Consider the following 233-nt stretch of genomic DNA (forward strand, 5'->3'; position numbering starts at 1 on the left):
CCCCGAGCATCGCCATCGAAAACGCCGCCGGCAGCAGGGCGGAGACGGTTTGCCAACTGAGGCTGAACGGTTGCCCGCCGCCGCCCGGCAGATCCCAGGGCAGCAGCAGCTGCGGCAAGATAGGCGGGATGCCCTGGCCGCTGCTGCCGTCGGCCAGCAGGTAGCTGAAACGGGAGCCGATGGTCGCCACCGGGTGGTCAAACAGCGTCAGCAGCCCCATCAGCGCAGTGCCT

1 protein-coding gene is annotated in these 233 nt (G+C 69.1%); it reads right to left on the reverse strand.

What is annotated here, in order from left to right; genetic code table 11:
* Positions 1 to 220 (reverse strand): hypothetical protein (locus ACYYG1_RS17935; protein WP_461211686.1); only part of this gene is annotated, 220 nt, incomplete at its 3' end.
* Between the last annotated feature and the right edge of the window lie 13 nt (positions 221 to 233).

The sequence above is a fragment of the Desulfocurvus sp. DL1XJH-121 genome (genome assembly GCF_054819825.1).